The organism is Clostridium sp. AM42-4 (assembly GCF_003480105.1).
Taxonomy (GTDB): Bacteria; Bacillota; Clostridia; order Lachnospirales; family Lachnospiraceae; genus Brotaphodocola.
Genome location: NZ_QUIK01000008.1, coordinates 99,580 through 122,641, shown reverse-complemented (window position 1 = coordinate 122,641; position 23,062 = coordinate 99,580). Strand labels below are relative to the sequence as shown.

16 protein-coding genes and 1 pseudogene are annotated in these 23,062 nt (G+C 51.0%); 16 read left to right on the top strand and 1 reads right to left on the bottom strand.

From position 1 onward, the window contains the following. Nucleotides 1-113 precede the first annotated feature (113 nt). The 7 genes from DW922_RS08275 (at nucleotide 114) to hflX (ending at nucleotide 6,816) form a co-directional block, all read left to right on the top strand. Nucleotides 114-1,277 carry a D-alanyl-D-alanine carboxypeptidase family protein gene (locus tag DW922_RS08275; RefSeq protein ID WP_118726314.1) on the top strand — a complete coding sequence of 388 codons (1,164 nt, stop codon included), beginning with the start codon at nucleotides 114-116 and terminating at the stop codon, nucleotides 1,275-1,277. Nucleotides 1,278-1,314: 37 nt separating this feature from the next. After that, complete coding sequence (locus tag DW922_RS08270; RefSeq protein ID WP_347560287.1) at nucleotides 1,315-2,235, top strand: metallophosphoesterase; 921 nt, start codon at nucleotides 1,315-1,317, stop codon at nucleotides 2,233-2,235. Nucleotides 2,236-2,378: 143 nt separating this feature from the next. Beyond that, the gene (locus DW922_RS08265) at nucleotides 2,379-3,179 is read left to right on the top strand and encodes a segregation/condensation protein A (protein ID WP_118719336.1); all 801 of its coding nucleotides are present in this window, start codon (nucleotides 2,379-2,381) and stop codon (nucleotides 3,177-3,179) included. A gap of 7 nt (nucleotides 3,180-3,186) precedes the next feature. Further along, nucleotides 3,187-4,176: an SMC-Scp complex subunit ScpB gene (scpB, locus tag DW922_RS08260; protein WP_347560286.1), complete on the top strand. Its 990-nt coding sequence runs from the start codon at nucleotides 3,187-3,189 to the stop codon at nucleotides 4,174-4,176. Then, nucleotides 4,157-4,591 carry a dUTP diphosphatase gene (locus DW922_RS08255; RefSeq protein WP_118719334.1) on the top strand — a complete coding sequence of 145 codons (435 nt, stop codon included), beginning with the start codon at nucleotides 4,157-4,159 and terminating at the stop codon, nucleotides 4,589-4,591. Before scpB ends, DW922_RS08255 begins: the two co-directional genes overlap by 20 nt. Before the next feature lie 8 nt (nucleotides 4,592-4,599). After that, complete coding sequence (locus tag DW922_RS08250) at nucleotides 4,600-5,484, top strand: tetratricopeptide repeat protein (protein ID WP_118726312.1); 885 nt, start codon at nucleotides 4,600-4,602, stop codon at nucleotides 5,482-5,484. Nucleotides 5,485-5,562: 78 nt separating this feature from the next. After that, the gene (gene hflX / locus DW922_RS08245; protein ID WP_118726311.1) at nucleotides 5,563-6,816 is read left to right on the top strand and encodes a GTPase HflX; all 1,254 of its coding nucleotides are present in this window, start codon (nucleotides 5,563-5,565) and stop codon (nucleotides 6,814-6,816) included. A gap of 133 nt (nucleotides 6,817-6,949) precedes the next feature. Here the strand turns inward: hflX and DW922_RS08240 are convergent, their stop codons facing one another. Continuing rightward, the gene (locus tag DW922_RS08240) at nucleotides 6,950-8,224 is read right to left on the bottom strand and encodes a peptidoglycan-binding protein (protein ID WP_118726310.1); all 1,275 of its coding nucleotides are present in this window, start codon (nucleotides 8,222-8,224) and stop codon (nucleotides 6,950-6,952) included. Between the two features lie 274 nt (nucleotides 8,225-8,498). On the opposite strand from DW922_RS08240, the gene DW922_RS08235 reads away from it, so the two are divergent. The 9 genes and pseudogenes from DW922_RS08235 to DW922_RS08195 all read left to right on the top strand — a co-directional run bounded on the left by DW922_RS08235 (nucleotide 8,499) and on the right by DW922_RS08195 (nucleotide 22,947). Then, on the top strand, nucleotides 8,499-9,590 hold the full coding sequence (locus DW922_RS08235; RefSeq protein WP_118719326.1) for a carbamoyl phosphate synthase small subunit: 1,092 nt from the start codon (nucleotides 8,499-8,501) through the stop codon (nucleotides 9,588-9,590). Beyond that, nucleotides 9,590-13,195: a carbamoyl-phosphate synthase large subunit gene (gene carB / locus DW922_RS08230; protein WP_118726309.1), complete on the top strand. Its 3,606-nt coding sequence runs from the start codon at nucleotides 9,590-9,592 to the stop codon at nucleotides 13,193-13,195. Before DW922_RS08235 ends, carB begins: the two co-directional genes overlap by 1 nt. Nucleotides 13,196-13,559: 364 nt before the next feature. Continuing rightward, nucleotides 13,560-13,979: a hypothetical protein gene (locus DW922_RS08225; RefSeq protein ID WP_118726308.1), complete on the top strand. Its 420-nt coding sequence runs from the start codon at nucleotides 13,560-13,562 to the stop codon at nucleotides 13,977-13,979. Between the two features lie 15 nt (nucleotides 13,980-13,994). Continuing rightward, a pseudogene (locus DW922_RS08220) lies at nucleotides 13,995-14,789 on the top strand (transglutaminase-like domain-containing protein); the annotation flags it as partial. Between the two features lie 23 nt (nucleotides 14,790-14,812). Next, entirely contained in the window at nucleotides 14,813-15,295 is a 483-nt protein-coding gene (locus DW922_RS08215; protein WP_118719320.1) for an S-ribosylhomocysteine lyase, read from the top strand. A gap of 17 nt (nucleotides 15,296-15,312) precedes the next feature. After that, nucleotides 15,313-16,992 (top strand): EAL domain-containing protein, encoded by a 1,680-nt coding sequence (locus DW922_RS08210; RefSeq protein WP_118726306.1) that lies wholly within the window; start codon nucleotides 15,313-15,315, stop codon nucleotides 16,990-16,992. Between the two features lie 26 nt (nucleotides 16,993-17,018). After that, nucleotides 17,019-17,540: a sigma-70 domain-containing protein gene (locus DW922_RS08205; protein WP_118726305.1), complete on the top strand. Its 522-nt coding sequence runs from the start codon at nucleotides 17,019-17,021 to the stop codon at nucleotides 17,538-17,540. Between the two features lie 164 nt (nucleotides 17,541-17,704). Further along, the gene (locus tag DW922_RS08200; RefSeq protein ID WP_118726304.1) at nucleotides 17,705-21,469 is read left to right on the top strand and encodes a phosphoribosylformylglycinamidine synthase; all 3,765 of its coding nucleotides are present in this window, start codon (nucleotides 17,705-17,707) and stop codon (nucleotides 21,467-21,469) included. Nucleotides 21,470-21,627: 158 nt separating this feature from the next. Continuing rightward, nucleotides 21,628-22,947, top strand: coding sequence for an aspartate kinase (locus DW922_RS08195; RefSeq protein ID WP_118726303.1), 1,320 nt, complete (start codon nucleotides 21,628-21,630; stop codon nucleotides 22,945-22,947). The last annotated feature ends 115 nt before the right edge of the window (nucleotides 22,948-23,062 follow it).

Below are 23,062 nucleotides of genomic sequence, written 5' to 3'. Positions count from 1 at the left end.
TTAGAAAATAGAACGGGAAGATTAAGAAAGTTGTTATGTTTGCGGGAAAGGTTCTATGCTATACTATTGGTATTGTGTATACAGATAAAAGTGATGGAATAAGGAGACTTCCGATGAAACGAAAAAATAAAATACAGATACTTAGTCTTGGCCTTGCCCTGGCTCTTTCCCAGGCTGCAAGTGCATTTGCGGCTGGAACCGTTACTGTAGGACAGGCACCGGGAGAAACAGCACAGAGCAGCGTGGCAGAAACCAGCGCGGCACAGAAAGCATCAGAAACCAGTGCGGCGCAAGGTACGTCAGGGACTGCAACAGCACAGAACGGAACTTCACAGGCAGTTTCCCAGACACCGGGTACGAGTCATACGGTAACAGCGGGAAGCGGAACAACCGCAGACCGTCCGTCTGTGCTTCCGGCTGCTGGCCAGACACCGGTGGCTGGTCTCGATGCGATCATAAATCTTGGACCGGCAACACAGCAGACGGTTTCTGCAGCCGATATCAAGCAGCCGGAGGTGGCAGCCGAGGGTGCGGTTCTCTTAAATGCGGCAACAGGGGAAGTTCTTTACGGCAAAAACCAGGACCAGCAGTTTTATCCGGCCAGCATTACCAAGGTCATGACAGCGCTTGTGGTGCTGGAACACTGCAACTTGAACGACACAGTGACCTTTTCCGAGACAGCGACCAGCAATCTGGAATCCGGGGCAGTTGCACTGGGCGTTTCAGCGGGAGACCAGCTGACGGTAGAGCAGTCCTTGTATGGACTTTTGTTAAAGTCTGCAAATGAGATTGGCAATGGACTGGCAGAACACGTATCCGGCAGTGTCAGCGCATTTGCAGACCTCATGAATGCGAAAGCAAAGGAGCTTGGATGCAAGAATACCCATTTTGTGAATCCGCACGGACTGAATAATGAGAACCACAAGACGACACCATATGATATGGCGCTGATCCTGCGTGCGGCAGTGGCAAACGACACGTTCCGCAAGATTGATACCACTACCTCCTATGAGTTTCCGGCGATCAAAAATGCAGCAGCCCATACCATTACCATGGGCCACAAAATGATGTATAAAACCGATTCCCGCTATTATGAAGGCATCATTGGCGGCAAGACCGGATATACTTCAAAAGCAGGTAATACGCTTGTGACAGCAGTAGAGCGTGACGGAGTTCGTCTGATCGCAGTTGTCATGAAGGCCAAGGGAACGCACTATACCGATACGAAGGCTATGCTGGACTATGGATTCCAGCTGCATGCAGCCGGGAAAATCTAATTGAGCAAAATAATGATCAGAAAGGGTAGGATAGAAATTGAATACCGAAATGAAAATCCTTTCCGCCGTTATGGCGGGAGGTGCTGCTGTGGCAGCGGCCGGCCTGATCCGCTCTGGCTATGAGCGCAGGCATTTTGTGACAGAAGAAATCACAATCAGCTCTAAGAAGATCCGTAACCCAAGAACCCTGGTGTTCTTGACCGATCTGCACGATAAAGAATTTGGCGATGGAAATGAGCAGCTTCTCACATCCATTCAGGATATCCGGCCGGATGTGCTCCTGATCGGCGGTGATGTGATGGTCGCAAAACCGGGGAAAGCAAATCTTGAGGTGACCAGACGATTCTTGGACGGGCTGTGTGAGGTGCAGGCCCATATAACCGGGGAAAATTCCGGGAAGCCGTTCCGTATTTACTATGGAAATGGAAATCATGAGCAGCGTCTTGGTCGGGAAAACGATACTTACGGCAATCTTTACCGCCAGCTCCGGGTCCTCTTAAAAGAGCGCAATATTGCATATCTGTCTGACCGGTCTGTAAATTTAAATGAAGAGATCCGGATCAGCGGGCTGAATCTGGACCAGGCCTGTTACCGGGATTTTCTCCCGGCCCGCATGAAAGAAGATTACCTGACCCGCCATCTGGGGCAGGCAGATCCGACCCGGTTCCAGATCCTGCTGGCGCACTCGCCACTGTATTTTGAGCAGTATGCGGACTGGGGAGCAGACTTAACCTTATCCGGGCATTTCCATGGCGGAACCATCCGCCTGCCGTTTGTGGGTGGTGTTATGACCCCGCAGTACCAGTTCTTTCATCCGTATTGTGCCGGACAGTTCGAGAAAGATGGAAAACACATGATTGTCGGAAGAGGACTTGGTACCCATTCCATCAACATCCGGTTCTGCAACCGGCCGCAGCTTCTGGTGATTCGGCTAAAGCCTCAAGAACAGGAAGAATAGTTTTTAAAAACCTCTGTTTTATATTTATGTTGCTGTTTGAGCATCGCGCGAACGGTAACATATTTACAGGACAGAGGTTTTTTGGTATACTGTAATATACGTGTTCGTCTGCCATGGCGGCAGACCAGAAGGAAAAAGAAACTATGACCATTTCTTATAAACTGGAGAAATTTGAAGGCCCGCTGGACCTTCTTTTGCATCTGATCGAAAAAAATAAAATCGATATTTACGATATCCCTATTGTGGAGATCACCAAGCAGTATCTGGACTATGTAAACCAGATGGAAAAAGAAGACTTAAACATTGTCAGCGACTTTCTGGTAATGGCAGCTACCCTGCTGGATATCAAATCCCGTATGCTACTTCCAGCTTTGGAGGTGGAAGAAGACGGGGAGGAAACGGATCCGAGAGCGGAGCTGGTTGCCAGACTTTTGGAATATAAAAAATACAAGCTTCTGGCGCAGGAGCTGGCTGAGATGGAAGACCAGGCGGGCGATGTCCTTTTTAAGAAGCCAACTGTTCCGAGAGAAGTGGCAAAGTATGAGCCGCCGGTCGATCTTGACCAGATGTTAGACGGCCTGACGCTGGCAAAGCTGCAGCGGATTTTTGATTCCGTTATGCGCCGCCAGAAGGAAAAGGTGGACCCGATCCGCAGTAAATTCGGTACGATCAAACGGGAGCCGATCAGTCTGGAAACGAAGATCATGGATGTCATGCATTATGCCAGAAAACACCGGAAATTCAGCTTCCGCCAGATGTTAGAACGCCAGAGAGACAAGCTGGAGGTCGTGGTTTCTTTCCTGGCAATCCTGGAACTGATGAAGATCGGAAAGATTCATCTGACACAGGAGCATACGTTCGACGATATGTGGATTGAGACGCTGGAAGAAGAGGGTGAAGAGGGCGAGCTGGAGTTAGAAGACTTGAGTGGCCTGGAAGGATAGATAACATATGGGTAGTTTTTTTGATGAAGAAGATGAGAAAGTAGATCTGGCTGCGGTAGAAGCCAGGCACGCACAAATGGAAGCCGAGGAAGAGCTGGAACGGCTGGAGCAGCAGGGAAAGCAGCCTGAGCATTTAAAACAGTCTGAACGGTCCGGGCAGATTGAAACAGCAGGTGGAAAGGTACTTGGAAACGGAACTGCCGGAAAGTCCACAAGAGAAAATACACAGTACCACGCAGAAGACTGGGAGGCAATCATCGAGGCTGTTTTATTTACCATGGGCAATTCCGTGGAGCTGCGCCAGCTGGCGATCGCAATCGATCAGAGCGAGGACATTGCAAAGCGTGTCGTGCTGCATCTGCAGAAGCGCTACGAGGAAGAAAAACGAGGCGTGCGTATTCTGGAACTGGAAAATGCATACCAGATGTGCACCTGCCAGGACTATTATGAAAATCTGATCCGGGTGGCCGTGGCACCGAAGAAGCATGTGCTTACAGATGTCATTTTAGAGACGCTTTCCATCATTGCATACCGCCAGCCGGTGACAAAAATGGAAATCGGCAAGATCCGTGGTGTAAACTCTGACCATGCGGTAAACCGTCTGGTAGAATATGGCCTTGTATATGAAGCAGGCCGTCTGGACGCACCAGGCCGTCCGGCATTGTTTGCCACCACAGAGGAATTTTTGCGGCGCTTTGGTGTCAGCTCCATGGTTGACCTTCCTACCATGAATCCGGAGCAGGAAGAAGAAATCATCCAGGAGGTCGAGGAGGAGCTGCAGATGAAACTCGGTGAGCAGGGCGAAGAAGCGGCGCAAACACCGGAAGAGGAAGTCGAAGAGGTGCTGACGGAACTCATGGAAGAGCAGGATGACTTGCAAATAGAAGATTTGGAGCAACGTCAGGATTCCGGCAATCAGGATTTAAAAGAACAGCAAGAACGGGAAAATTTAGAACAGCAGAAAGAGGAATCAGAAGATGCAGAAGATCAGAATTAAATATTTTCATGAAGATATGGAGAAATTAACCTACATTGACGGCAAGTCTGACTGGATCGACCTTCGGGCCGCAGAAGATGTAGAAATGAAAGCGGGCGAATTTAAACTGGTTCCGCTTGGCATTGCCATGGAACTGCCAAAAGGGTATGAGGCCCACGTGGTTCCGAGAAGCAGCACCTATAAAAACTTTGGCATCATCCAGACCAACCATATGGGTGTGATCGACGAAAGCTATTGTGGTGACAATGATCAGTGGTTTTTCCCGGCATACGCACTGCGTGATACAAAGATCAGCAAGGGAGACCGTATCTGCCAGTTCCGAATCATGGAGCATCAGCCGGCAATCGAGTTTGAGGAAACCGATTCCCTGGATCATGAAGACCGTGGCGGGATCGGAAGCACTGGAAGAAGGTAAGTGTGCATATGGGCAGGGAAGAGTATACAGATAACAGCATGCACAGACAAACGGGACGCCAAACCAGAAAGCCAGCCGGGAGCCGGACAACAAACCAGGCAGCAAGCCGGGCAGCAAATCGGACAGCAAGTCAGACAGCAAACCAGATAACAAGCCGACCGATGAATCAGTCAGCATATTCACCGGTCCGGGCCCGTCAGATCGCCCGCCGCCGCAGACAACAGAGAAGACGGCGCCGCCAGATGATGGCAGCCCTGGCTGTAGTGGTATTGCTGGCCGGAGGAGGGGCATTTGGCTTTCGCCAGGCATCGCTCCAGAAGCACCGTCAGGAATATGCTGAACAGGGAATTGCTGCGTTAGACAGCCAGAATTACGAGCAGGCGGTCACAGACTTTAATGCGGCCATCGACCTGAACCATGGAAAGATTGGCAGCTTTGAAAGCCAGATGCTTCTTTACCGGGCTGAGGCCGAGTACCGGAGTGAGGATTACCAGGCGGCACTCGCGACCTACGAGACGTTGTACGGAAAAGACGAGCAGAATGAGACGTACCGGACGGGACTTGCCCTCTGCCTGCTGGAAACCGGCGATTATGACCGGGCACTGACATTGGGTGTTATTTCTGGTCAGATCTATAACCGTATGGCAAAGGACCAGATCAATGCCGGAAATTATGATGAGGCGTTAAATACCATTGAGACTGGTCTTTCCGAAGCCGGGGCCGATGACGAGGGCAGAAAAGAACTCACCTTCAACCAGGCCGTTGCCTGGGAGTATAAGGGCGATTACAAAAAGGCACTGGAAATCCTGGAGAATTACGACCAGAAATATACAGCAGAAGGAAATGCAGCAAGGGAACTGGCATTTCTGAGAACCCGCCAGGGCAACAACTAAAATTCCAGAAGCCCGCCAGGACAGCCGTGGGAATTTTTGGAAAATCCGATATGGCAACAATTAGGAGTAATAACATTTATGGCAGAATTATTTGATATGAAAGAAATCGAGGAGCGTGTCATTCTTATTGCAGTCAGCACCGACGATGAGGACGATACCCGCGCTTCCCTGGACGAGCTGGAGGAGCTTGTGAAGACCGCGGGCGGTGTCACCGTGGATAAGATGATCCAGAACCGCGAGCGCATCCATCCGGGCACCTACCTTGGAAAAGGAAAGATTGACGAAGTGCGGGAACGGATCTGGGAGCTTAAGGCAACCGGTGTAGTCTGCGACGATGAACTTTCCCCGGCACAGCTTCGAAACTTAGAGGATGCACTGGACACCAAGGTTATGGACCGTACCATGGTCATTCTGGATATTTTCGCATCCCGTGCGACGACCAGCGAGGGAAAGATCCAGGTAGAGCTGGCCCAGTTAAAGTACCGTGCGGCACGCCTGGTCGGTCTGCGAAGCTCCCTGTCCCGTCTGGGCGGTGGTATCGGAACCAGGGGACCGGGCGAGAAAAAGCTGGAGATGGACCGCCGTCTCATTCATGAGCGCATCGGCCAGTTAAAATCAGAATTAGAAGAAGTAAAACGCCACCGTGACGTTATCCGCAAGCAGCGCGAGAAGGCCCACACACCGGTAGCGGCGATCGTCGGATATACCAATGCCGGAAAATCCACACTTTTGAACCGGCTGACGGATGCAGGCATTCTGGCAGAGGATAAGCTGTTTGCAACGCTGGATCCAACCACCCGCAATCTGGAACTGGAGAGCGGGCAGCAGATCATGCTGACCGATACGGTCGGTTTTATCCGCAAGCTGCCGCATCATCTGATCGAGGCATTTAAGAGTACGCTGGAGGAGGCAAAATACAGCGACATCATCCTGCATGTGGTAGACTGCTCCAATCCAAACATGGATATGCAGATGCATGTGGTTTACGAGACTTTGCGGGAACTGAAGGTCGGGGATAAGATCATCGTTACCGTATTCAACAAGATCGACCAGAAGGAAGACAGCGAGTTTCCGAGGGACCTGCAGTCTGACTATCAGGTACAGATCTCTGCAAAGACCGGAGCTGGTTTGGACGAGCTGCTAAGTACCTTGGAACAGATCCTGCGCAGCCAGAAGGTGTATCTGGAACGCGTATTTTCCTATCAGGAGGCCGGAAAGATCCAGACCATCCGCAAGTACGGGGAACTGCTGAGTGAGGAGTATCAGGCCGACGGCATCGCCGTGAAGGCGTATGTGCCGGCGGAACTATTTGGAAGTCTGATCACAGGATAGATGTTTTTCGAAACGACTATGTTTTATTGTCTGGGCGAAAGTGAAAAAACAACAGCGAAAGTCAGGGGACCGTCAGGTATCCCTGGCTTTCGCTGTTTTGCATTATGGGTCCGGAAAATTCGGACGCCACGCTTTATGCCCCATACAACTCCCCAATTCCAGAAACTCCCACATAGATATGCGAAATTTTATACCAGGTTGCAAAGTCGGTAACGCCGGTTTCCTCAAGTCCGAAGATAGACTGGAACTTCCGCACGGAAGCAGCGGTGGAAGGTCCGTAGATGCCGTCTGCAGCTACACGTGGGATGGCAGTATAGACAGTGGCAATGGCATCTAACTGCTCCTGCAGCTGCATCACTTTCTGACCAGAAGAACCAATACCCAGATCATACCCGGGCCAGGAGGCCGGAATACCGGATATTTCTTCTGCGGTATTGATGTAGATACTGTCACCGTAGTAATGCCGCAGGATCTCAATCGGACTGTAGCCGCGTTCCCCAAGGGAGCAGGAGCCCCACTGCGTCATCCATCCGCGGTTTAAGCACTGCACCTGTCTTCCGTCGCAGTACTGGGTCAGGATCGGCTGGCGCACGCCTGGCCGGGAGAGGTAATTGTCAAAGATTTCGTCCACGATGACGGAGATACTTTCAAAGATATTTCTTCCGGGGATCCATTTGTGGTCAAAGGCGGTGGATGAGGTGATGGTGAAGTCATACCCGCGGTTGCGGTAGTGCTCCGTGTAGACCCGGTTTAAAGTAAAGCTCATGATGGCAAGGACATTGGCGGTGATGGAGGACTGCGGCCAGGTGGCATAGATCTCGCTGGAGGCAACATTTTTGATGTAGTCCCGGTACGGGACGTAATAGTCCTGCGCATTGCTGGCTGGCGGCCCGTCGTGAACGACGATCGTCTGCGGCACGACTACCCGGCTTAACACGATCTCGCCGCTTTCCCCTACCGGCTGGATCTCTGTTTCTGCGATCTTGGGCGGGTAGTTCCCATAGAGGGTATGTTCCGGAATGACGATGGGATTTTCTTCCGGCTCCGGGTCTGATTCCGGTTCCATGCGGATGGGCTGGATGGCCGTTGCGTCGGGCAGAACTTCGGTGCCCTCCACGGTTACCGGCTTAAAACCCGGTGCTTCCACGGTAATGTTATAGTCTGCGTATGGCTGGCCTTCGCCTGGTCGGAGACTGAATTCTAACGGCGGCGCTGCGAGAGAGACTTCTTCTGTCTGGCCAGATGCATTGGTGGTTAGCTCTTCTAATGGGGAGGCGGGTTCGCCGGAATAGGAAATGCGGATCCTGGCATTGCGGATGGGAAAGTTATTCTGGACATTGACCACATTGACCTGCAAGAGGCCGCTGGAGGTCAGCTCAGTGGAAGCGATACGGATGTTTTTTGGCATAAAAGATTCCTCGGATTTCTGGATGGATCATCATAGCAGAATATGAAAGAGAGGCGGCTTGCGTGCCTGTCAAAACAGAGAAAAGAAACGTGCTCCGGCAATGGGGCATAGCGCCTAACTAAAAGTAATATTGAATAAAGATAAATCAGCTTGCATAACGATAGTATATCATGTATAATTCTATCAATTTGGGCTGATGTAAGTGTATACAAAGACCCAAAACCGCATCATACAATACAATAATACGGATGAAAGAAAGGATAGGTACTCCCCCATGAAAGCATTTCTTATTCTGGAAGATGGCACCGTGTTCGAGGGAACCAGCATCGGTTCTACCCGCGAGGTCATCAGCGAAATCGTATTCAATACCTCTATGACCGGTTATCTGGAGGTTCTGACTGACCCGTCTTACGCAGGACAGGCCGTTGTTATGACTTACCCGCTGATCGGCAACTATGGTATTTGTTATGAGGATATGGAGTCTGACAGACCATGGCCGGACGGATATATTGTCCGCGAGCTGTCCCGCATTCCAAGCAATTTCCGCAGTGAGGATACCATTCAGAATTTTCTCGAGAAATATGACATCCCGGGAATCAGCGGTGTTGATACCCGCGCGCTCACCAAGATCTTACGTGAGAAGGGCACTATGAACGGCATGATCACCACTAGAGAGTATGACGATCTGACCGACCCGATCGCCCGCATGCATGCCTACACCGTGACCGGAGTGGTAAAGAAAACCTCCTGCAAAGAAAAGTATATCCTTCCGGCGTCCGATGCATTTGAGAAGCCGATCAAAAAAGTAGCGCTTCTCGATCTTGGAGCAAAGCGCAACATCGCCCGTTCCCTGGCACAGCGTGGCTGCGAAGTCACCATTTATCCCTGTGATACAACTGCAGAAGAAATCCTCGCATCCAGCCCGGATGGCATCATGCTGTCCAACGGCCCGGGAGATCCGAAGGAGAACGTTGAGATCATCAAAGAGATCCGCAAGCTGTACGAGTCCGATGTGCCGATCTTCGCAATCTGTCTTGGCCACCAGCTTATGGCACTGGCAACCGGAGCAGATACCTTCAAATTAAAATACGGCCACCGCGGCGGAAACCATCCGGTCAAGGATGCAGAAACCGGCCGTGCCATTATCTCATCCCAGAACCATGGATATGCAGTTGATCCGAAGAGCCTGGACCCGAATGTAGCCGTTCCGGCATTTACCAATGTCAACGATGGAACCAACGAAGGCTTAAAATATGTAGGAAAAAATATTTTCACTGTACAGTATCATCCGGAAGCATGTCCGGGACCGCAGGACTCCGCGTACCTGTTCGATCGTTTTATCAACATGATGGGAGGAAATAACTAATGCCGAAGAATCCTGAGATTAAGAAAGTTCTTGTACTTGGATCTGGCCCGATCGTCATCGGCCAGGCAGCTGAATTTGACTACGCCGGAACCCAGGCCTGCCGTTCCTTAAAGGAAGAGGGCATCGAGGTTGTTCTGTTAAACTCCAACCCGGCAACCATTATGACCGATAAAGACATTGCAGACCGCGTATACATTGAGCCGCTGACCCTGGAAGTGGTAGAGCAGCTCATCAAAAAAGAAAAACCGGACAGCGTGCTTCCGACCCTGGGCGGCCAGGCAGGCTTAAACCTTGCCATGGAGCTTGAGGAGGCAGGCTTCTTAAAAGAAAATAACGTCCGCCTTATCGGTACCACTGCACTGACCATCAAAAAGGCCGAGGACCGTGAGATGTTCAAGGAGACCATGGAGAAGATCGGCGAGCCGGTTGCTCCGTCTGACATCGTCGAGAACGTAGAGGACGGCCTTCGCATCGCAGACAAGATCGGTTACCCGATCGTGCTTCGTCCGGCATACACCCTGGGCGGAAGCGGCGGCGGTATTGCCGAGAACCCGGAACAGTGCCGTGAGATCCTGGAAAACGGCCTGCGTCTTTCCCGTGTAGGTCAGGTTCTGGTAGAGCGCTGCATCGCAGGCTGGAAGGAAATCGAGTACGAGGTAATGCGCGACAGCGCAGGCAACGTGATCACCGTCTGCAACATGGAGAACCTTGACCCGGTCGGCGTTCATACCGGAGACAGTATCGTAGTAGCTCCGTCCCAGACCCTTGGCGATAAAGAGTACCAGATGCTTCGTACTTCCGCATTGAATATCATCAGCGAGCTTGGCATCACCGGTGGATGTAACGTTCAGTACGCCCTGCATCCGACCAGCTTTGAGTACTGTGTCATCGAGGTAAACCCGCGTGTAAGCCGTTCCTCTGCACTGGCCTCCAAGGCAACCGGTTACCCGATCGCAAAGGTGGCAGCAAAGATCGCTCTTGGTTACACCCTGGACGAGATCAAGAATGCAGTTACCAAGAAGACCTATGCAAGCTTCGAGCCGATGTTAGACTACTGTGTCGTAAAAATGCCGAGACTTCCGTTCGATAAATTCATCAGCGCAAAACGTACCCTGGGAACCCAGATGAAGGCAACCGGTGAGGTTATGAGTATCTGCACCAACTTCGAGGGCGCACTCATGAAAGCCATCCGCTCCCTGGAGCAGCACGTAGACTGCCTGCTCTCCTACGACTTCAGCGAGCTGGATCATGACGCACTTCTGGAACAGCTGCATGTGGTAGATGACCGCCGTATCTGGGTGATCGCAGAAGCGCTGCGCCGCGGCATTTCTTATGAAGAAATCCATGCCATCACCAAGATTGATCTCTGGTTCATCGACAAGCTGGCAATTCTGGTTGAGATGGAAGATCAATTAAAGAAGGGACCGCTGACTCCGGAATTATTAAAAGAAGCAAAGCGCATCGAGTTCCCGGACAATGTCATTTCCAGACTGACCGGTGTGAGCCAGGAAGAAATCAAGTCCATGCGCCATGCAAACAACATCCGCGCAGCATATAAGATGGTAGATACCTGTGCAGCTGAGTTCGCAGCGGAGACTCCGTATTACTATTCCTGCTTCGACGGCATCAGCGAGGTGGAAGAGGAGCACAAGAAGAAAAAAGTTCTGGTTCTCGGCTCCGGCCCGATCCGCATTGGCCAGGGTATCGAGTTCGACTTCTGTTCCGTGCACAGCACCTGGGCGTTTGAAAAAGAAGGATACGAGACTATTATTGTAAACAACAACCCGGAGACCGTAAGTACCGACTTCGATATCGCAGATAAGCTGTATTTCGAGCCGCTGACCCCGGAAGATGTCGAGAGCATTGTTGACATCGAGAAACCGGACGGAGCTGTCGTTCAGTTCGGCGGACAGACCGCGATCAAGCTGACTGAGTCCCTGATGAAGATGGGTGTTCCGATCCTGGGAACCGCAGCTGAAGATGTCGATGCAGCCGAGGACCGTGAACTGTTCGATGAGATCCTGGAACAGTGCCAGATCCCGAGACCGGCCGGACACACCGTATTTACCGCAGAGGAAGCAAAGAGGGCAGCCAACGATTTAGGCTACCCGGTTCTGGTAAGACCGTCCTACGTTCTTGGCGGCCAGGGCATGCAGATCTGCATCAGCGACAACGATATTGACGAGTTCATCGGCATCATCAACCAGATCGCGCAGGATCATCCGATCCTCGTCGACAAATACATTGTCGGCAAGGAGATCGAGGTCGATGCCGTATGCGACGGCAAAGACATCCTGATCCCGGGTATCATGGAACACATCGAGCGTACCGGCGTCCACTCCGGCGACAGTATCTCCGTATACCCGGCGCCGAGCATCACACCGGCGGTCGAGGCAAAGCTTGTGGATTACACCGAAAAGCTGGCCCGGGCCCTTCATGTCAGGGGCATGATCAACATCCAGTTCATCGTGTCAGACGGCGAGGTCTACATCATTGAGGTAAACCCGCGTTCCTCCAGAACCGTGCCGTACATCAGCAAGGTAACCGGAATCCCGATCGTACCGCTGGCAACGCAGGTGATCTGCGGACATACCTTAAAGGAGCTTGGATACGAGCCAGGTCTGCAGAAGAAGGCAGACTACATCGCTATCAAGATGCCGGTATTCTCCTTCGAGAAGATCCGCGGCGCAGATATCAGCCTTGGACCGGAGATGAAATCCACCGGTGAGTGTCTGGGTATCGCAAATACCTTCAACGAGGCACTGTACAAGGCCTTTGAGGGCGCAGGACTGAAGCTGCCGAAGCACAAAAACATGATCATCACCGTCCGTGATTCCGAGAAGGAAAACGTGGTTCCGATCGCAAAACGCTTCCAGAACGTCGGCTACAAGATCTTTGCCACCCGCGGCACCGCGAAGTTCTTAAATGAGAACGGCGTGAAGGCCCTGACCGTGCGCAAGCTTGAGCAGGAATCCCCGAACATCATGGACCTGATCCTGGGTCATGAGATTGATCTGGTCATCGACATTCCGCAGCAGGGCGCAGAGAGAAGCCGTGACGGCTTTGTCATCCGCCGTAACGCCATCGAGACTGGCGTGCATGTACTTACAAGCCTTGACACCGCAGCAGCCCTGGCAACCAGTCTGGAGAACCGCGCGAAAGCGCTGACGCTGATCGATATCGCGAAGGTGAAGCCGGTAACCTACAGCGGCATTGAGCGCGTAGAGAAATTCCTGCAGGATGCAGGCACCTACTACCTGGCAACCACAGAGGGCGACCAGCCGCGCGTACGCCCGTTCGGCACCGCGCACATCTACGAGGGCAGACTTTACATCCAGACCGGAAAGGTGAAGGATGTTTCAAAGCAGCTGCATGCAAACCCGAAGGCAGAGCTCACGGCATTCAAGGATGGTGAGTGGATCCGCGTAGCGGGCGAGCTGACAGAGGATGACAGCAGAGCAGCCCGGGAGTCTATGCTGAATGCATATCCAACCTTACGGAGCATGTACTCCGAGGATGACGGAAACACCGAGGTGTTTTATTTCAAACACGCAAAAGCAACCATTTCCGCATTTACACACGGCCCGGAAGTGATTGAGTTCTAAATAGTATAAGGGAAGCCGGTCTGTAACACCAGACCGGCTTTTTGTGTGCAAAGAAATACAATCAAAACTTCAATATATCATATCTGAAATCTGCTGTTAAAAATTGGCGAAATCATACAACGTTGCCACGAAAATATGTTAGAAAAAGGCGTGTACGAGGCTGACTTGTTCTCTGATCTGTGATACAATGTGAGCGGTTGCTCCCTACGTTGCATCAAGAAAGGCGAGAGAGATTGATTCGAATTCTAAGATGATTGGCTGACGTCAAATTATAAGATTGGAAATAATGCGAAATGTCGTATCAAAATATTATGAATGCTCCATTATTTGATTTCGGAGATATTAAGAAAATTCTTCAAAAAATATGGTCACTGCGAAACTGGATACGGGATACCGTTCTAAAGGGCTGTTTGGAATCTGGAAATATGATTTTACAGAGCGTTCGGCCGATGTTCCGGGCGAGCTTTTCCAGCTGGACAGCTGGGTTTACCAGCCGGAAAGTGAACAGCAGGAAGCATATTTGACTGGGGAAAGCGTTTACCGCGATTTCGTGTATGAAAATTATCTGGACATTAGTCCGCAGCTGAAGGCAGAAATGGAGCGTTTATTTGCTCCGGACGACGGACTGGATAAAATTTCTGCTTCCCGGACAGAAGGAAAAACTGGGATCTATGGCATGACACAGACAGTCCGGAGTATGATGGAGCGCAGCTTTTTCTATAAAAAGGAGCCGGAACTGGCACAAAGCGGAGATCCTCTGACGCAATTCCTGCGCGGGAACTAGTATGGTAATTCTGCTTATTATGCTTCTGCCGGTGTATTGGCAATGCGGAGTCTGGGAGTTCCTGCCCGCTATGCAGAAGGTTATTATGCAGACCCGGATAACATTGCACAGTCAAGAAACGGACAGATTCTTTTGACCAGCCAGGATGCGCATGCCTGGACAGAAATATATATGGATGGAATGGGATGGATTCCGGTTGATTTTACGCCGGGTTTTTATTACAATACATATGCACTTCTTCGCATGGCACAGCTTCCGCAGAATGTCAGGAAGACTGCAGCTTTGCAGGATGAAGGGGAAGAAGCAGAAAATGTTGCGGGAAATACACCGCAGATCAAACAACAGGATCAGCTTTCGGAGCAGGTCCGGGCCATGTATGTTAACGTGGTAACCGGGGTCTTACTTCTGGTTTTGTTTTTGTTCCTGCTCTTTATAGTGGTTTTGGAAGCAGGACACCTGTTTTATGAAGAAAAGATCCGCAAGATGGTAAGACAGGAGGAAAAACGCAGCACGGAATATCTCTGCAGGCAGATATCCGGAAATCTCAGCGTTTTAGGTATTGAAGTAAGATTAGGGTGGAATGCAGCTGAGACAGACCAGAGTATCTGTAACTGCATGCCGGATATAGAACCTGGTATTTACCAGAGGGTTAACTATGTATTGGAGAAATATGTTTATGGGACCGGACATCTTGAGCCGGAGGAATTCCGGCTTCTGGGTGCCTTTCTCATTGCAATACGGGAAAGCCGGAAGCTGACGGGGATACGGAAACGTTTCCTGAGCCGTTATATTGTATTTATCCGGGGATAAAACGCATAAGGAGAATCATTACCATGGAAAAAATCACAAGCTTTACGATCAATCATTTAAAATTACTGCCGGGCATCTATGTGTCCAGAAAAGATCAGGCAGGAGACAGCGTCATCACTACCTTCGATATCCGCATGACAAGACCAAATTATGAGCCTGTCATGAACACGGCAGAGATCCATACCATCGAGCATCTGGCAGCAACCTTTTTGCGCAATCATGACGGCATTAAGGACCGCGTGATCTATTTTGGACCGATGGGCTGCCGTACCGGTTTTTACCTGCTGCTTGCAGGCGATTACCAGTCCCGCGACATTGTTCCGCTCATGCGGGAAATGTTTGCCTTTATCCGTGATTTTGAGGGAGAGGTTCCGGGCGCCAGCGCAAGAGACTGCGGCAACTATCTGGACATGAACCTTCCTATGGCAAAATGGCTGGCGGACCGTTTTTTGCGTGAGGTTATGGACAATATCGATGACAGCAGACTAATCTATCCGGAAGACTAGGAGTATTGGCAGAACGAATGAAAAAAGTGATACGTGGTGTACCAAAAGAAGCCATGGCATATATGATCCAGCTGTTTAGCCCGACCATGGACGACTACCTTTATGTAGTGGATCTGAAAGAAGACTACTATATGATATCCCCGCAGGCAGTGGAGCGTTTCCGTTTGCCGGGAGACCATTTTTACCATGCAACAGAGGAACACAAAAAATTTGTTTATGAAGAAGACCAGCCATCCTTATGGGCCGATCTTGCGCGGATTAACGCGGGGCAGACGGATGAGCACAATCTGGATTACCGCTGGCTGGACCGCCAGGGGGAACCGGTCTGGATCAACTGCCGCGGAATCGTATTGCGTGACACGGACGGCTCACCGAAATATCTGATCGGCTGTATCAACGAGATCGGAAGAAAACAGAAGGCGGACAATGTCAGCGGACTGATGGGCGAGGTGGGACTCTGGCATTATGCAAGAAAATGTGATGAAATTCTTCCGGAAGGTTTTATCATGCGGCTTGGGATCGATGATCTGGGCGGTGTGAATGGAACACTCGGCATGAATTACGGCGATTTTCTTTTAAAGGAGACGGCAAACTGCATTCAGCGGGTAATGGAACCGCAGCAGAAGCTGTTCCGTCTGGTTTCAGATCAGTTTATTATCACGGATCTGTCCGGAAAGACCATTTCCGATGCCTGTCATTTATATGACCAGATCCGGTTCGAGATCAGCCGGTGGGTGGAGGCACACCACTATCAGACGGTATTTACCATTTCTGCAGGGATCATCGATACCGGCGGGCGCTGGAATGATTATAACCAGCTTTTAAAATATCTGGAGTTTTCGTTAAATGAAGCAAAGCGCCTGGGCAAAAACGAGAGCTATGTATTCTGCCAGGCAGATTACGATGTCTGGAGCCACAGACAGGAGCTGCGTAAACAGCTCCTGCATGCGATCAATCATGGATATGAGGGCTTTGAGGTGTATTACCAGCCGGTCATGGACCGGAAGGACCACAAGGTTGTCTCGGCAGAGGCGCTGATGCGCTTCTTTGTCCCGGATGATACAAATAACCGCCACATGATCTCGCCTGCGGAATTTATCCCCATCCTGGAGGAGAGCGGCCTGATCATTCCGGTCGGACGGTGGTTACTCCATACTGCGGCAAGAGACTGCAGGCAGTGGCAGGAGACCCATCCGGGTATGCGGGTCCAGGTGAACCTTTCGTACGTACAGGTCGCAAAGACCAATGTGCTCCATGAGATATGGGAAGCACTGGATGAACATGATTTAAGTCCGGCATGCCTTGGTGTAGAGCTGACGGAGAGTGGTTACCTGGAGCCTGGCGCACATTTCCAGAAGGTCTGGAAGGGCTTAAAGAAGCTGGGTGTCAAGGTGCTTCTGGATGATTTTGGAACCGGCTATTCGAATTTCCATTGCCTGGGCGACCTGACCCCGGACTGCATTAAGATCGACCGTTCCTTTACCCAGAAGGCCTTGGGGGATTCTTATGAATATAACCTGTTAAAACAGATGATCCAGATGGCAATACGATTAAAGACCAGTGTCTGCATTGAAGGAATTGAGACGAAAGAAGAGCTGGACCGGATCGCGGTGGCAAAACCGGATTATATTCAGGGATATTTCTTTGGGAAACCGGTTCCGAAAGCAGAATTTACGGAGCGTTTTATCAATAGCTAGAAGCTTGGAAGGAGTAAGATTAAGAAATGCATGATGATGTCTATCAGCTGTATTTAGAGGAGATCGCGGCGATCCGCCCGATGGACGCAGAGGAGGAAACACAGCTTTTAACCAGATTCAAAGATGGTGACACTACGGTGCGTTCCCGTCTTATGGAGGGTTACCTGCCGTTTCTTGCAGAGATCGCAAAAACCTATGAAAACCAGGGACTTCCGCTGGGCGACCTGGTCCAGGAGGCGAATGTAGCGCTGATCATGGCAGTAGACCAGTATCAGGAAGGTGACTTAAAAGAGCAGGTAAAGAGCCTGGCCGAGGAGATGATCAAGGCTGCCCTTGAGGAGCAGGGGCTCGAAGTCAAGGTGGAAGAGGAAATGCTGGCCCGCGTGAATGTCTTAAAAGAAGTCAGCAAGCGCATGGCTGAGGAGCTGGGCCGTGAGGCTACGGTTACCGAGTTAGCAGAAAAGATGAAAATGACCGAAGATGAGATCAAAGATATCATGAAGCTGACTCTGGATGCCATGAGTGTCAGCCCGGATGCGGAAGTGTAAGCTGGTATAGAGATAACTTAATAAGCAACAATAATAAGTACCATAAGATATATTAATTTTATTTATAATATATCTTATGGTATTATTTATTTAAATGAGATTTATCAGTCTCAATTATGAAACAGAACCATAAAACAGGAGAAATACATAACAGGAGGAATCACATGAGTGTAAGACGCGTGTATGTAGAGAAAAAACCGGAGTTTGCCGTTAAGGCCGGGGAGCTTCGCGAGGAAATCAGCAGTTATCTGAGCATAGATACCGTGACCGGAGTCCGTGTATTGATCCGCTACGATATTGAAAATCTGTCAGAGGAGACTTACAAGCAGGCGCTCGTTACCATCTTTTCCGAGCCGCCGGTTGATTTTGTATATGAAGAAAACTTCCCGAAGGAAGAGGGAGATACTGTATTTTCCGTAGAGTATCTGCCTGGACAGTTCGACCAGAGAGCCGATTCCGCAGAGCAGTGCGTGAAGCTGTTAAAAGAGACCGAGGAGCCGGTCATCAAGACTGCAACTACCTATGTTCTGTCCGGAAAGCTGACGGAGGAGCAGGCTGCTGCCATTAAGGCATTCTGCATCAACCCGGTCGATTCCCGTGAGGCAGGAAGCAAGAAGCCGGAGACCCTGGTAACCGTATTTGAGACACCGGCTGACGTGGCATCCTTTACCGGCTTTACTACCTTTGACAGCGCGAAGTTAAAAGAGCTTTACGATTCCTTAAATCTGGCTATGACGTTCCGCGATTTTGAGCATATCCAGAATTATTATGCAGGCGAGGAGCACCGCGACCCGACCGTGACCGAGATCCGTGTGCTGGATACCTACTGGTCCGACCATTGCCGTCATACCACCTTCTCCACCGAGTTAAAGGACGTGACCATTACCGATGGCGATTACAAGGCACCGATCGAGGCAACTTACCAGAACTACCTTGCAGACCGCGAGGTGATCTACAAAGGCCGTGACGACAAATTCGTCTGCCTCATGGACCTGGCACTGCTTGCTATGAAAAAACTCCGTGCAGAGGGCAAACTGGAAGATCTGGAAGTTTCGGATGAGATCAATGCCTGCAGCATTGTGGTTCCGGTTGAGATTGACGGTGTGACGGAGGAGTGGCTGGTAAACTTCAAGAATGAGACCCACAACCACCCGACTGAGATCGAGCCGTTTGGTGGTGCAGCAACCTGTCTTGGCGGTGCAATCCGTGATCCGCTTTCCGGACGTACTTATGTATATCAGGCAATGCGTGTGACCGGCGCGGCTGACCCGACCCGTCCGCTTTCCGAAACCTTAAAGGGCAAGCTGCCGCAGAGAAAACTGGTTAACGGCGCTGCAAACGGCTACAGCTCTTACGGAAACCAGATCGGTCTGGCTACCGGTTATGTTAAAGAAATCTATCATCCGAATTATGTGGCAAAACGCATGGAGATTGGTGCCGTTATGGGTGCCGCTCCGAGAAAATACGTAAAGCGTTTAAATTCCGACCCGGGCGATATCATCGTACTCCTTGGCGGACGTACCGGCCGTGACGGTATCGGCGGTGCTACCGGTTCTTCCAAGGTCCACACCGAGGCTTCCATTGAGGTCTGCGGCGCTGAGGTACAGAAAGGTAATGCGCCGACCGAGCGCAAGATCCAGCGTATGTTCCGCCGTCCGGAAGTCAGCGAGATCATCAAAAAGTGCAATGACTTCGGTGCAGGCGGTGTTTCCGTAGCGATCGGCGAGCTGGCAGCAGGCCTCCAGATCGATCTGGACAAGGTTCCGAAGAAGTATGCCGGCCTGGACGGCACCGAAATCGCGATCTCTGAGTCCCAGGAGCGTATGGCGGTTGTGCTTGACCCGGCAGATGTTGACAAATTCTTAGGGTTTGCGGCTGAGGAAAACCTGGAGGCAATCCCGGTTGCAGTTGTGACCGAAGAGCCGCGTCTGGTGATGAACTGGAGAGGCAAGACCATTGTGGATGTAAGCCGTGCATTCCTCGATACCAATGGTGCGCACCAGGAGGCAAAGGTTGTTCTGGAGACTCCGGTCAAAGAGGGCAATCCGTTTGAAAAGAAAGAAGTAGCAGATGTGAAAGCCACCTGGCTGAACGTCCTGTCCGACTTAAATGTATGTTCCCAGAAGGGTCTGGTAGAGCGTTTTGATGGTTCTATCGGCGCTGGCAGTGTCTTCATGCCGTATGGCGGTAAATACCAGCTGACCGAAACCCAGACCATGGTAGCGAAACTTCCGGTCCTGAAAGGCAGGACCGATACCGTGACCATGATGAGCTACGGCTATGACCCATATCTGTCCAGCTGGAGCCCGTACCACGGTGCTATCTACGCTGTGCTGTCTTCCGTTGCAAAGATCGTGGCAAGCGGCGGTGACTTTAAGAAGATCCGTTTCACCTTCCAGGAGTACTTTAAGCGCATGACCGAGGATCCGGCCCGCTGGGGCGCACCGTTTGCAGCCCTGCTTGGTGCTTACAACGCACAGCTTGGCTTTGGACTTCCGTCTATCGGCGGTAAGGACAGTATGTCCGGTACCTTTAACGACGAGAAACACGGCGAGATTAACGTTCCGCCGACCCTGGTTTCCTTCGCAGTGGACGTAGACCATTATCCGAACATCATCACACCGGAGTTTAAGAAGCCGGGCAGCAAGATCGTTGTATTCAATATTGAGAAAGACCAGTATGACCTGCCGGATTACGCGCAGATCATGGATGGCTATGAGAAACTGAATGCCGATATCAAGGCAGGCCGCATCCTTTCCGCTTATGCGGTAGAGGGACATGGACTGGCAGAGGCAGTCAGCAAGATGGCATTTGGTAATAAGCTTGGCGTGAAGATCGAGCATAACGTAGATCCGAGAGACTTCTTCGCAGCAGGCTGGGGCAACATTGTCTGCGAAGTTCCGGACGGAAAAGTGGGCGATCTTTCTATCCGTTACACCGTGATCGGTGAAGTGACCGACAAGGCTGCTTTTGAGTACGGACCGGTATCCATCTCCATGGACGAGGCATTAGGCTCCTGGACCAAGACCTTAGAGAGTGTATTCCCGACCACCTCCGGCGTGAAGCAGACCGAGGTGAAGTCCGAGCTGTTTGAGGCAGATAAGATCTATGTGTGCAGCCACAAGCTGGCTCAGCCGACGGTATTTATTCCGGTATTCCCGGGCACCAACTGTGAGTACGACAGCACCAAAGCCTTTGAGCGTGCCGGTGCAAAGGTTGTAACCAAGGTATTTAAAAACTTAAGCGCAGAAGATATCCGTGATTCCGTAGAAGCTTATAAGAACGAAATCGCAAAGGCACAGATCGTGATGTTCCCGGGCGGTTTCTCCGCAGGCGATGAGCCGGAGGGTAGTGCGAAGTTCTTTGCAACCGTATTCCGCAACGCAGTCATTAAGGAAGAAATCGAAAAGCTGTTAAATGAGCGTGACGGCCTGATGCTTGGTATCTGCAACGGCTTCCAGGCACTCATCAAGCTGGGTCTGGTTCCGGAGGGACGCATCTGCGAGCAGACTGCTGCTTCCCCGACCCTGGCGATGAACACCATCGGACGTCATATTTCCAAGATGGTTTATACCAAGGTTGTCACGAATAAGTCCCCGTGGCTGGCAGGTGCAGAGCTCGGCGGTGTATACTGCAACCCGGCATCCCACGGCGAGGGACGTTTCGTTGCAAATGACGAGTGGCTGAAGAAGCTTGCCGCAAACGGCCAGATCGCGACCCAGTATGTCGATGAGAACGGTAATGCGACCATGGATGAGTTCTGGAACCCGAACGGCTCCTACATGGCGATCGAGGGTATCACCAGCCCGGATGGACGAATCCTGGGCAAGATGGCGCACTCTGAGCGCCGCGGTGAGGCTGTTGCCATGAACATCTACGGAGAGCAGGATATGAAGATCTTCGAGAGTGGCGTGAAGTATTTCAAATAAGATTTTAATTTCTGGTATCATATCTTGAATTTGGGGCTGCCGCATGAGTTGCGGCGGCTCCTTTTTCGTCAGGTATTGACAGAAACTGCGATTTCAAGTATAGTTTGGAGTAACTGCCCTGGAAGGATCCGGGAGCAATATGAGGAGAGACAAGCGATATGAAGAAGGTTGTGAAATTCGGCGGAAGTTCCTTGGCGAGTGCCCGCCAGTTTAAGAAGGTCGGAGATATCATCCGTGCAGACAAGACAAGAAGATTTGTGATCCCGTCCGCACCGGGTAAGAGAAACAGCAAGGATACCAAGGTTACGGATATGCTGTACGAGTGCTATGCGGCAGCATCCACCGGAGCATCTTATAAAAAGATCCTGGATGCGATCAAGGCTCGCTACCAGGAGATCATTGACGGTCTGGAGTTAAACTTAAATCTGGACCACGAATTTGCTACCATCGAGGAAAATTTTGTAAAGGGCATCGGCAAGGATTATGCTGCATCCCGCGGTGAGTACTTAAACGGTATCGTTATGGCAAATTACTTAGGCTACGAGTTCATCGACGCTGCAGAAGTCATTTTCTTTGATGAGCATGGAAACTTTGAGGCAGAGCTGACCAACCAGGAGCTTTCCGAGCGTCTGGAGCATGTAGAGAGAGCGGTTATCCCGGGCTTTTACGGTTCTAAGCATGACGGAAGCATCAAAACCTTCTCCCGCGGCGGTTCCGATGTGACCGGTTCCATCGTTGCACGTGCCATCCACGCAGACTTATATGAGAACTGGACCGATGTATCCGGTTTCCTTGTAACAGATCCTCGTATCGTGGAGAATCCGGAGGTCATCGAGACCATTACCTATAAAGAGCTTCGTGAGCTGGCTTACATGGGCGCAGGCGTACTCCATGAGGACGCGATCTTCCCGGTAAGAAAAGAAGGAATCCCGATCAATATCCGCAACACCAACCGTCCGGAGGACAAGGGCACTCTCATCGTAGAGAGCACCTGCAGAAAGCCGCGCTATACCATCACCGGTATCGCAGGAAGAAAGGGCTTTTGCGCGATCAACATCGAAAAAGCCATGATGAATGCCGAAGTAGGGTTTGGGAGGAAAGTTCTTGGTGTATTCGAGAAGTTCGGCATCTCCTTTGAGCATATGCCGTCAGGGATCGACACCATGACCATTATGGTACACCAGGACGAATTTGAAGAGTATGAGCAGTCTGTGATCGCCGGCATCCACCGCGCAGTTGAGCCGGATATGGTTGATCTGGAGTCTGACCTGGCTCTTATCGCTGTAGTCGGAAGAGGTATGAAGGGCACCCGCGGCACAGTCGGAAGAATCTTCTCCGCACTGGCACATGCCCGCATCAATGTCAAGATGATCGACCAGGGCTCCAGTGAACTCAACATCATCATCGGGGTAAAAAATTCCGATTTCGAGACTGCCATCAAGGCAATTTACGATATCTTTATCACCGCAGCGATTTGATCAGTCTCCGCGAAAATACTGACTGTGGACCGGAATAAACAAGCAACAGGACCAGCGTCCGGCTGTTTTCCGGGATTGTGAAAAAAGGGAATCCCGCACAGGGCTTTTGCCAGGT